Source organism: Methylobacterium sp. 285MFTsu5.1 (assembly GCF_000383455.1).
Classification (GTDB): domain Bacteria; phylum Pseudomonadota; class Alphaproteobacteria; order Rhizobiales; family Beijerinckiaceae; genus Methylobacterium.
The window spans coordinates 21,213-30,982 of record NZ_KB911310.1 but is presented as its reverse complement, the minus strand read 5'-3'; the positions used below and the strand labels follow the sequence as shown (position 1 = coordinate 30,982).

At 73.1% G+C, this 9,770-nt stretch carries 8 protein-coding genes and 2 pseudogenes; 3 read left to right on the top strand and 7 right to left on the bottom strand.

What is annotated here, in order from left to right; translation table 11 throughout:
- Positions 1–268: IS3 family transposase (locus H288_RS0129855; RefSeq protein WP_020096243.1), on the bottom strand; the 268-nt coding region annotated here is incomplete at its 3' end.
- A 109-nt stretch (positions 269–377) separates the two neighbouring features.
- Between H288_RS0129855 and H288_RS33140 the strand changes: the two are divergent.
- Positions 378–1,460 (top strand): annotated as a pseudogene (locus H288_RS33140) (HAMP domain-containing methyl-accepting chemotaxis protein); the annotation flags it as partial.
- A gap of 15 nt (positions 1,461–1,475) precedes the next feature.
- Here H288_RS33140 and H288_RS0129845 read toward each other — a convergent pair.
- The 5 genes from H288_RS0129845 to H288_RS0129825 all read right to left on the bottom strand — a co-directional run bounded on the left by H288_RS0129845 (position 1,476) and on the right by H288_RS0129825 (position 7,228).
- Positions 1,476–1,796, bottom strand: a complete 321-nt coding sequence (locus tag H288_RS0129845) for a multidrug efflux SMR transporter (protein WP_020096241.1) — start codon at positions 1,794–1,796, stop codon at positions 1,476–1,478.
- Between the two features lie 128 nt (positions 1,797–1,924).
- Complete coding sequence (locus H288_RS0129840) at positions 1,925–3,610, bottom strand: B12-binding domain-containing radical SAM protein (RefSeq protein ID WP_020096240.1); 1,686 nt, start codon at positions 3,608–3,610, stop codon at positions 1,925–1,927.
- A 264-nt stretch (positions 3,611–3,874) separates the two neighbouring features.
- A complete protein-coding gene (locus H288_RS0129835; protein WP_020096239.1) occupies positions 3,875–4,681 on the bottom strand; it encodes an SDR family NAD(P)-dependent oxidoreductase in 807 nt (268 codons plus the stop codon).
- 32 nt (positions 4,682–4,713) lie between these two features.
- Positions 4,714–5,478, bottom strand: a complete 765-nt coding sequence (locus H288_RS0129830; protein ID WP_020096238.1) for an enoyl-CoA hydratase-related protein — start codon at positions 5,476–5,478, stop codon at positions 4,714–4,716.
- 10 nt (positions 5,479–5,488) lie between these two features.
- Positions 5,489–7,228, bottom strand: a complete 1,740-nt coding sequence (locus H288_RS0129825) for an acyl-CoA dehydrogenase (RefSeq protein ID WP_020096237.1) — start codon at positions 7,226–7,228, stop codon at positions 5,489–5,491.
- Between the two features lie 137 nt (positions 7,229–7,365).
- On the opposite strand from H288_RS0129825, the gene H288_RS0129820 reads away from it, so the two are divergent.
- Positions 7,366–8,364 carry an L-threonylcarbamoyladenylate synthase gene (locus H288_RS0129820; protein WP_026605426.1) on the top strand — a complete coding sequence of 333 codons (999 nt, stop codon included), beginning with the start codon at positions 7,366–7,368 and terminating at the stop codon, positions 8,362–8,364.
- A 133-nt stretch (positions 8,365–8,497) separates the two neighbouring features.
- On the opposite strand, the gene wrbA is transcribed toward H288_RS0129820, so the two are convergent.
- Positions 8,498–9,100, bottom strand: coding sequence for an NAD(P)H:quinone oxidoreductase (gene wrbA, locus H288_RS0129815; RefSeq protein ID WP_012320764.1), 603 nt, complete (start codon positions 9,098–9,100; stop codon positions 8,498–8,500).
- On the opposite strand from wrbA, the pseudogene H288_RS36355 reads away from it, so the two are divergent.
- Positions 9,059–9,730 (top strand): annotated as a pseudogene (locus tag H288_RS36355) (LysR family transcriptional regulator); the annotation flags it as partial. The gene wrbA and the pseudogene H288_RS36355 sit on opposite strands and share 42 nt — an antisense overlap.
- Positions 9,731–9,770 lie beyond the last annotated feature (40 nt).

The following is a 9,770-nucleotide window of genomic DNA, read 5'->3' as shown; positions in this document are numbered from 1 at the left end:
CCCGGGCAGCCTCCTGCAGAATCAGCTTGTCGAGCGTGAGATCTGCGATCGCCTTCCGGAGCCGCTGGTTTTCGGTCTCCAGGTCCTTCATGCGCCGGACCTGGTCGCTCTTCAGGCCGCCGTACTCCTTGCGCCAGCGGTAGTACGTCACCTCCGTCACGCCAATCGTGCGGATCGCGTCCCCGACGCTCTGGCCCTGCGAGACCAGCACATCCACCTGCCGCAGCTTGGCGACGACATCCTCCGGCTTGTGCCCCTTCGTTCCCATCTGTCCGTCCTCGTCCTGGCCCGAAAGCCATACCTCAGGGCGGACCACTTCACTGGGGGCGGATCACAAGCTGATCGCGCTGATCGCCACGGTGGTGGGCCTCGCGGTCGCGGCGGCCGCGATGCTGTTCGCCCTGTTCGGGATCGCGCGGCCGATCCAGCGCATGACCGGCGCGATGGGCCGCCTCGCCGAGGGCGACGAGACCGTGCCGGTCCCGCATACGGGACGGCGCGACGAGATCGGCGCGATGGCGGCGGCCGTGCAGGTCTTCAAGGACAACCTGATCCACACCCGCGCCCTGGAGCGGGAGACCGCGCTGGCGCGCGAGGGCGCCGAGGCGCAGCGCCGGCGCGCGGTCCACGCCATGGCCGAGTCCTTCGAGGCCGCGGTCGGCGGCGTGCTGGCCCGGGTGGCGGACGCCGCCCTCGGCCTGCGGGCCGACGCCGAGGCGATGAGCGGTACGGCCACGCACACCGCGGAGCGCTCAGCCACGGTGGCGGGCGCCGCGCAGGAGGCCGCCCAGCATGTCGGCACGGTCGCGGCGGCCGCCGAGGAACTCGGCGCCTCGGTGCAGGAGATCGGCCGCCAGGTCGACGAGTCCGCCGAACTCGCCCGGAGCGCGGTGGTCCAGGCCGGCGACACGGCCGGCCTCGTGCAGGAACTGAGCACCGCCGCGGGCCGGATCGGCGACGTCGTGCGCCTCATCACCGACATCGCCGGCCAGACGAACCTGCTGGCGCTGAACGCCACGATCGAGGCGGCCCGCGCCGGCGATGCGGGGCGCGGTTTCGCGGTGGTCGCCAGCGAGGTGAAGCAGCTCGCCGCCCAGACCGCCCGGGCCACCGAGGAGATCGCCGGTCAGGTCGGCCGTATCCAGGGCGCGACCGGGCAGACCGTGGACGCGATCGACGGGATCACGGCGCGCATCCGCGAGATCGACGGGGTGGCGACCTCGATCGCGGCCGCCGTCGAGCAGCAGGGCGCGGCGACCCGGGAGATCGCCCGGAACGTGGCCGAGGCGGCGTCCGGGACCGGCGCGGTCACCGGGACGATCGACGCGGTGGCGCGGGCGGCCGACGACACGGGCACGGCCGCCACGCGGATGCTGGCCTCGGCGTCGAGTCTCTCGGAGGAGGCCGCCGAGCTGCGCCGGGAGATCGACGCCTTCCTGCACACCGTGCGCGCGGCCTGAGGCTCGGCCTCAGGCTTAGCCGGGGCTCGACAGCTTCATCAGGACGAGCCCGGAGCCGATCAGGCCGGCCGCGAGGATCCGGCTGGCGCTCGCCTGCTCCCCCAGCACGGCGATGCCGATCAGGAAGGCGCCGACCGCGCCGATTCCGGTCCAGATCGTGTAGGCGGTGCCCAGGGGCAGCGTGCGCATGGCCAGCGCCAGGAAGCCGACGCTGCCGGCCATCGACACGGCCATGATGGCGGTCGGCCAGAGGCGCGTAAAGCCCTCCGACTGCTTCATCGCGAAGGCCCAGACGACCTCCAGCACGCCCGCGGTGACGAGATAGATCCAGGCCACGGCGGCCCTCCCGAAAGGGCCGGGCCGTCCCGGACTTGTGCCCCGCGTGGCGGGGGGAGGACGTGGCCTCGCGGCGGGTCAGCTAGCGATGATCGGCCGAGCCCGCAAGCGCAGCGGCCGCGGATCCCTCAGGCCACCGCGGCGAGGTGCTTGACCTCGGCCTTGGCCACCACCTTGCCGACCGGCGGCGCCTTGCAGGTCTCCGCCTCGGGCGCCAGGACCGGCGGCTGCACCCAGCGGCCGGCATCGAGGTCGGCGATCCGGCCGTTGATCTCGCGGATGACGTAGCGCGAGAACGGGTAGACGTGGAGGTAGATCACCATGTTGGTGACCACGGCCTCCAGGGCGGCCGGGTTGCGGCGGGCGGTCTCCAGGAACACGCTCCAGAAGTGCTTGGCGAGTTCCGGACGCCGCACGGTCATCCGCCAGCACACCCGCAGCAGCGAGTAGAGATCGTGGGCGATGTGGCCCCAGTTGAGCTTCTGGGCGGCGAATTTCGGCCGCTTCACCCGCCGGGCGACCACCCGGACCCGGTCGAAGAAGTTCGGCGGGTCGTAGATCTCCTGGAGGACGTCGCGGTAGTCGGCCAGCACGTCGCGCTGCGGCCGCAGGGTCACGAAGTTGATGCCCTGCGTGCACTGGTCGCCCTGGTCGGCGGTGGTCGCCGCGTAGTTCTCGTAGAGGCGGCCCTCCTTGCGCAGGCGGCGCGAGAGCTGCGTGTTCGGCAGCGCGAAGAGCAGGCCGACCATGGCGATCGGGATGCCGGTCTGGCCGATGCACAGCGACATCGCCTTGCTGATGCTGTCCTTCTCGGTGTCGAAGCCGACGATGAAGCCGGCCGTGACGAACATGCCGTGCTCGTAGAGCTTGTGCACGCTGTCGGCGATCGAGCGCTTGGTGTTCTGCTTCTTCTGCGTCTGGATCAGCGTCGCCTCGTCGGGCGTCTCGATCCCCGTGAACAGGGCGAAGAAATTCGCGTCCCGCATCATCCCGAGCAGCTCGTCGTCGTCCGCGAGGTTCAGCGAGGCCTCGGTGGAGAACTTGAACGGGTAGCCGTGCTCCTCCTGCCACTTGATCAGGTGGGGCAGGAACAGCTTGATCGCCTTCTTGTTGCCGATCAGGTTGTCGTCGACGAAGTCGACGTGCCCGCGGTAGCCGAGGCCGTAGAGCCGGTCGAGTTCCGCCAGCATCTGCGGCGTGGTCTTGGTCCGCGGGGCGCGGCCGTAGAGCTCGATGATGTCGCAGAACTCGCAGGTGAACGGGCAGCCGCGTGAGAACTGGACGCCGATGTAGAGGTAGTGGCTGAAGGTCAGCAGGTCGAAGCGCGGGATCGGGCTCTTGGTGACGTCGGCCTTGAACTTCTCGGCCGTGAGCCGGCCGCGGCGCTCGCCGGCCTCCCAGGCGGCCACGAACGTGTCGAGGATGCCCTCGGCCTCGCCCAGCACCAGGAAGTCGGCCTTGTCGTAGACCTCCGGCGTCGAGGTCGGGGCCGGGCCGCCGACGCAGACCGGGGTTCCGAGCGCCACGCAGCGGTCGATGACCACGAGGCAGTCCGGCTCCTGGGGCAGCATGCCGCCGGTCATCACGAGGTCGGCGGCCTGGATCTGCGCGTCCGTCAGTTCCTCGCAGTTGCGGTTGACGAGCGTCACCTGCCAGGCCGGCGGCAGCATCGCGGCCAGCGTGATGAGGCCCAGCGGCGGCGCCGGCGCGCGGGCGCCCTGCAGCTCCATGGCCTCTTTGAAGTTCCACATCGAGTTTTCGTAGAACTTCGGGAACACCATCAGCACGCGCGGGGCCGTGTTCGCTTCCGACATGCCAGTTTCCCTCGTTCACACGCACGGTCCCGGCCCGACCGGAGATCGGGGCGGGTACAGGATCGCTCCCCTGACCTGCGGGCGAATTAAGGCCGTTTTTCGCTCCCGCAGCAATCGGAGCCGCCGATCCCGACAGGACGCGCGTCCGGGCCCCGCGAATCAACCCCGCCGACGGGTCCCGGGGCGGATCCGGCCCGTTTGCCGCGGGGCTGCGCCATTCGGGCGACAGGTCCCGCCAAAATCGTCCCGGCCCATCACGGCCTGTCACGGCCCGACGCGGAACCGCTCCGGCCGCGTCCCGTCGGCGTCGGTGAAGCCGTAGATCCGCGCGAGGTCGCCGGCATGCAGCACGGCGCCCGCCCGGACGGCGATACCGGGGTCGGCGGCGAGCGCCGCCAGCGCCCGGCCGGCGTAGAGCGGGCTCTCGGTGGCGTGCTGGATGTGACCGAGGTCGCGCGCCCGCTCGGTGGCGACGAAGCCCGGCGAGAGGCCGAGGGCGGTGACGCCGTGGGGCGCGAGTTCCCGCGCGAAGGCCAGGGTCAGCCGGTTGGTCGCGGCCTTGGCGGAATCGTAGAACACGTCGCCGAGGTACTCCTCGGTCCCGAAGGAGACGAGCGCCAGCAGCCCAGCCCGCGCCGCCACCATGGCGGGGGCGACCGCCCGGGCGAGCAACAGGGCCGGCAGCGGCCCGGCCTCGAGGAGGCCGATGTACGGCTCGGCCGAGCGGCGCCAGAACGGCGTGCCCCAGCCGGCCCCGTCCGGGTAGCGCTCGCCGTCGTAGCCCTCGTTGCCGCTCCACACGCTGCAGGCCGCGACGTCGATGCGCCCGAACCGGCGCAGAGCCCAGTGGACCAGCGCGTCGGTGGCGCGCTCGGAGCGGTGATCGCAGAGGTAGTGGTGACCGCGCCCGCCGGCCGCGTCGACCGCGCGGGCCGTATCCTCGATCGCCTCCGCGCGCATCTCGGTGCGCGGGCCGGTCTCGCTGGAGCGGGCCGTGACGATCACCGTGGCCCCCGCCTCTCCCAGCGCCCGGGCGAGCCCCCGGCCGACGCCCCGCGACGCGCCCGCCACGAGGCAGATCTTCTGGGAGAGGTCAGGCGCGCTCACGCCGAGGCGGGCTTGGCGCGGTTGAGGAAGGCGGCGAGCCGCTCCTGGGATTCGGGCGAGCGCAGCTGCGCGTCGAAGGCTCGGGCCTCCGCCTCCAGGGCCGCCTCGACCTGCGCCTGGTCGCCCCGGATCAGCGCCCGGGACGCCGTCAGCGCCCCGCGCGGCAGGGCAGCGAGGCGCGCCGCCTGCGCGATGGCCTGCTCGACCAGCATGTCGGCGGGCAGCACCGCGTTGACGAGGCCGAGCGCCTGCGCCTCGTCGGCCTCCAGCGGCCGGGACAGGAGCAGCAGCTCGGTCGCCCGGAGCCGGCCGACCCGCAGGGGCAGCAGGTAGCTCGACGCCGCCTCCGGCACGAGGCCGAGCTCGACGAAGGGCATGCGCAGGCGCGCCGCCGGGCTCGCGTAGACGAGGTCGCAGTGCAGGCAGAGGGTCGCGCCGATGCCGACCGCGATCCCGTCGACCGCCGCCACCATCGGGGTGCGGGTCCGGGCGAGCTGGCGGATGAAGGCCAGCGCCGGCGAGGAACTGAATCCATCACCGGCATGCCCCATGAAATCGGCGAGGTCGTTGCCGGCGCTGAACATGCCGGGCTGCCCGGCGAAGACCACGGCGCCGACCGCGTCCGACGCGTCGGCCTGCGCCAGGCCCGCGCGCATCGCGTCGTACATGGCGCCCGTGAGGGCGTTCTTCTTCTCGGGGCGGTTCAGGGTGATCAGGCGGACGCCGCCCGCGAGGTCGTCGATCGTGACGGGTTCGGCCATGATCCGCTCCTCAAACCGCCAGTGCCAGGGCGGCGTCGTCCGTGAAGGCGCCGCCCTCGACCACCGCCTGCTCCAGGCCGGAGGCGGCCACCAGGAGGTTCTCGGCGTAGAACCGCGCGAGCGCGATGCGGGCCGCGTGCGCCGGGTCCGTCTCGCCGGCCTTCCGGGCGGCGCTCGCGGCGAGCGCCCCCTGGGCGAGGCAGGCGGCGCCCAGCGTCAGGCCGAACAGGCGCAGGTACGGCGTCGCGCCGGCGAGCGCCGCCTCGGGGCGGTTCGAGCTCAGCGCGGCGAGCTGGTGGCTCGTCGCCCGGTCGAGGCTGCCGATCCCGTCGCGCAGCCGCGCCACCATGTGGCCGAAGGCCGGGTCGCTGGCCTTGAGCAGTCCCTCCGCGGCGCGGCGCATCCAGGCGATCTGCGACCGCGCGGTGGCCCCGCCGTTCAGCGGCAGCTTGCGGGCGGTGAGGTCGATGGCCTGGATGCCGTTGGTCCCCTCGTAGATGCCGAGGATGCGGGCGTCGCGCATGAGCTGCGCCGCCCCGGTCTCCTCCACGAAGCCCATGCCGCCGTGGACCTGCACGCCGAGCGAGGTCACCTCGTTGGCGAGGTCCGTCGCGAACGCCTTCGCGACCGGGGTCAGCAGCGAGGCGCGGTCCAGGGCCGCCTGCCCCTCCGGTCCCTTCGACGCGTCGAGGGCCGCGGCGGTGAGGTAGCAGATGGCGCGGGCGGCGGCCGTCGAGGCCTTCATGGTGAGCAGCATGCGCTGCACGTCCGGATGGGCGGCGATCGGGCTGGTCGCCTCGGCGGCGCCCACCGCCTTGCCCTGGCGGCGCTCCTGCGCGTAGGCGAGCGCCCGCTGGGTCGCGGCCTCGGCGATTCCGACGCCCTGCAGGCCGACATTGAGCCGCGCCGCGTTCATCATCGTGAACATGCAGGCCAGCCCCTTGTTCTCCTGGCCGATCAGCCAGCCGGTGGCGCCGCCGCCGTCGCCGAACGCCATCGAGCAGGTCGGCGAGGCGTGGATGCCGAGCTTGTGCTCGATGCCGGAGCAGCGCAGGTCGTTGCGGGTGCCGTCCGGCAGCACCTTCGGCACCAGGAACAGGGAGATGCCCCGCGTGCCGGCGGGCGCGTCGGGCAGCCGGGCCAGGACGAGGTGGACGATGTTGTCGGCGAGGTCGTGCTCGCCGTAGGTGATGTAGATCTTGTTGCCGGTGATCCGGTAGGTGCCGTCGCCCGCCGGCACGGCCCGGGTGCGCAGCAGGGCGAGGTCGGAGCCCGCCTGCGGCTCGGTCAGGTTCATGGTGGCGGGCCACGCGCCCGAGACCAGCTTCTCGAGGTAGCGCGCCTTCAGGTCGTCCGAGCCGTGGGCCGCGAGCGCCTCGATGCCGCCCTGGGTCAGGAGCGGGCAGAGGCCGAAGGCGAGGTTGGCGCCGTTCCACATCTCGGTGCAGGCGGCCTCGATCAGCTTCGGCAGGCCCTGCCCGCCGTGGTCGGCCTCGGCCGAGAGCCCGTTCCAGCCGCCCTCCGTGAAGGTGCGGTAGGCCTCGCGCCAGCCGGGCGGCGTGGTGACCTCCCCGTCCGCGAAGGGAGTGCCGTGCCGGTCGCCGACCCGGTTGAGCGGCGCGATCACGCCGGCTGCGATCCGCCCGGCCTCGGTCAGGATCGCCTCGGCATCGTCGGGATCGACCGCGTCGAGCCCGGCCACGTGCCGCAGCGTGAAGAGCATCTCGGGGACCGGGGCGCGGTAACTCATACGATCCTCCCGTGTGGCGGCCCGCCCGCGCGTTCGATCCGGGGCGGGTTTGACCGCGCCAGCGCACCGGCGCTAGGGCGGGGCGAGGATAGGCGCGCGGGGCTCGCACCGCCATGACCTCGGAGACGGCTTCCCGCATGAACGATCCCGGGTCAACGGTCCCGGCCGCGACCCGGCGGCTCCCCGCCGACGCGGCCGGCCTCGCGGAGGCCGCCGCGCTCCTGCGGGCGGGCCGCCTCGTCGCCTTCCCCACCGAGACCGTCTACGGGCTCGGGGCGGACGCCACCGACCCCGCCGCGGTGACGGGCATCTTCGCCGCCAAGGCGCGGCCGCGCTTCAACCCGTTGATCTCGCACCTGCCCGACGCGGCGGCGGCCCTGGCGGAAGGGGTCTTCGACGCGCCGGCGCGCCGCCTCGCGGAGGCCTTCTGGCCCGGCCCCCTCACCCTGGTGGTCCCGGCGCATGCGGGCACGCGGGTCTGCGACCTCGCCCGCGCCGGCCTGCCGAGCCTCGCCCTGCGGGTTCCGGCGCACCCGCTCGCGCGTGCGCTCCTCGCCGAGGCCGGGCGGCCGGTCGCGGCGCCCTCGGCCAACCGGTCCGGGCGGGTGAGCCCGACCCGGGCCGCCCACGTCCTCGACGATCTCGCCGGCCGCATCGCCGCGGTGCTCGACGGCGGCGACACGCCGGTGGGCGTCGAGTCGACGGTGGTGGCCTGCCTCGGCGGCACGCCGCGGCTGCTGCGGCCCGGCGGCGTCACCCGGGCGGCGCTCCGGGCGGTGCTCGGCCTCGATCCGGCGGCGCCCGCGGCGGCGGATGCCGACCGGCCGGCGGGCCCGGGCATGCTCGCCTCGCACTACGCGCCGCGGGCGCGGGTCCGCCTCGACGCGGTGCGGGTCGAGCCCGGCGAGGCGGTCCTGCTGTTCGGGTCCCGCCCGCCGGCCGGTCACGAGACCGCGCGCGCCAGTCTCAACCTGAGCCCGGCGGGCGACCCCGCGGAGGCCGCTGCCCGGCTGTTCGGCGCCCTGCGCGACCTCGACGCCTCGGGGGCGGAGACCATCGCGGTCGCGCCGATCCCCGAGGACGGGCTCGGCGAGGCGATCCGAGATCGCCTCGCCCGGGCGGCCGCGCCCCGCTGACGGCGGAGAATTTTTCGCCGGCCGCGGAACAGAGTTCGGCCTGATCCGTTTACTGATCACGAAGGCCTTCTCAGCCCCCAATGGCCTTTTTCCTTCCAGGCTCGGAGCAATCCGAGCCTTTTTTCTTGGCTTCTCAGTCTCGGGCCAGCTTGGCGGCAATGCCCGCCACGTGGCGGCCCTGGAACCGCGCGCCCTCCAGCTCGACGGCGCTCGGCTGGCGGGAGCCGTCGCCGTCCGCGATCGTGCTGGCGCCGTAGGGCGTGTTGCCCTTCACCGCCTCGACGCCCGCCTGCCCCTGGAAGCTGTAGGGCAGGCCGACCACCACCATGCCGTGATGGAACAGCACCGTGTGGAAGCTCGTCAGCGTCGTCTCCTGGCCGCCGTGCTGCGAGGCCGTGGAGGTGAAGACCGAGCCGACCTTGCCGACCAGCGCGCCCTTCATCCAGAGACCGCCGGTCTGGTCGATGAACTGCTTCATCTGCGAGGCCATGTTGCCGTAGCGGGTCGGCGTGCCGAAGATGATCGCGTCGTAATCGGCGAGTTCGGCGACCGTCGCGACCGGCGCCGCCTGATCGAGCTTGAAATGGTTCTGCCGGGCGACCTCCTCCGGGACCAGCTCCGGCACGCGCTTCACGACGACCTCGGCCCCCGTCTCGCGGGCGCCCTCGGCGACGGCGTAGGCCATCTGCTCCACATGGCCGTAGGTCGAGTAGTACAGCACCAGAACCTTCGCCATCGGGTGATCTCTCCTGCGTGTCGGACGTCCGGCCGAATCGTCGGCCGGCGGAAGGCCACTCCATCGCGCATTTGCCGCCTTGCAAGAATGCCCCGACGTGCAAGATTGATCTTGCACAGACGCAAGGATCCGCGCGTGGCGCTCGACTGGGACGACTTCCGGTTCGCGAAGACCGTGGCCGATCGGGGCGGCCTGACCGCGGCGGCGACCGAGCTCGGGATCAACCACTCGACGGCGTTCCGGCGCCTCGCCGCCCTGGAGGCGCGGCTCGGCACGCGCCTGTTCGAGCGGCTGCGCACGGGCTATGTGCCGACCGCCGCCGGGCAGTCGATGATCGACGCGGCCGGACGGATCGAGGCGGACGTGACGCGCTTCGCCCGCGTGGTGGCGGGACAGGGCGAGACACCCTCCGGCGAGCTGCGGGTGACCGCGCCGGCCGGCTTCGCCGCCGACCTGCTGATGCCGATGCTGGCGAGCTTCGCCGAGCGCTATCCGGAGATCCGGATCGACCTCATCCTCGCGGAGGCGACGCTCAACCTCTCGCGCCGGGACGCCGACGTGGCGATCCGGATCAGCCGCGAGCCGAGTGAGACCCTGGTCGGCCGCCGCCTCGCCCTCACGGCTTGGGGAGTCTACGGTCGCGCCGACCGCGCCTACGGTGATCTGGCCC

Excerpts from the sequence above, each read along its gene's own strand:
- H288_RS0129825 (WP_020096237.1), bottom strand. The coding sequence starts at position 7,228 with ATGAGTTACCGCGCCCCGGTCCCCGAGATGCTCTTCACGCTGCGGCAC.
- H288_RS0129840 (WP_020096240.1), bottom strand. The coding sequence starts at position 3,610 with ATGTCGGAAGCGAACACGGCCCCGCGCGTGCTGATGGTGTTCCCGAAG.
- H288_RS0129820 (WP_026605426.1), top strand. The coding sequence starts at position 7,366 with ATGAACGATCCCGGGTCAACGGTCCCGGCCGCGACCCGGCGGCTCCCC.
- wrbA (WP_012320764.1), bottom strand. The coding sequence starts at position 9,100 with ATGGCGAAGGTTCTGGTGCTGTACTACTCGACCTACGGCCATGTGGAG.
- H288_RS0129830 (WP_020096238.1), bottom strand. The coding sequence starts at position 5,478 with ATGGCCGAACCCGTCACGATCGACGACCTCGCGGGCGGCGTCCGCCTG.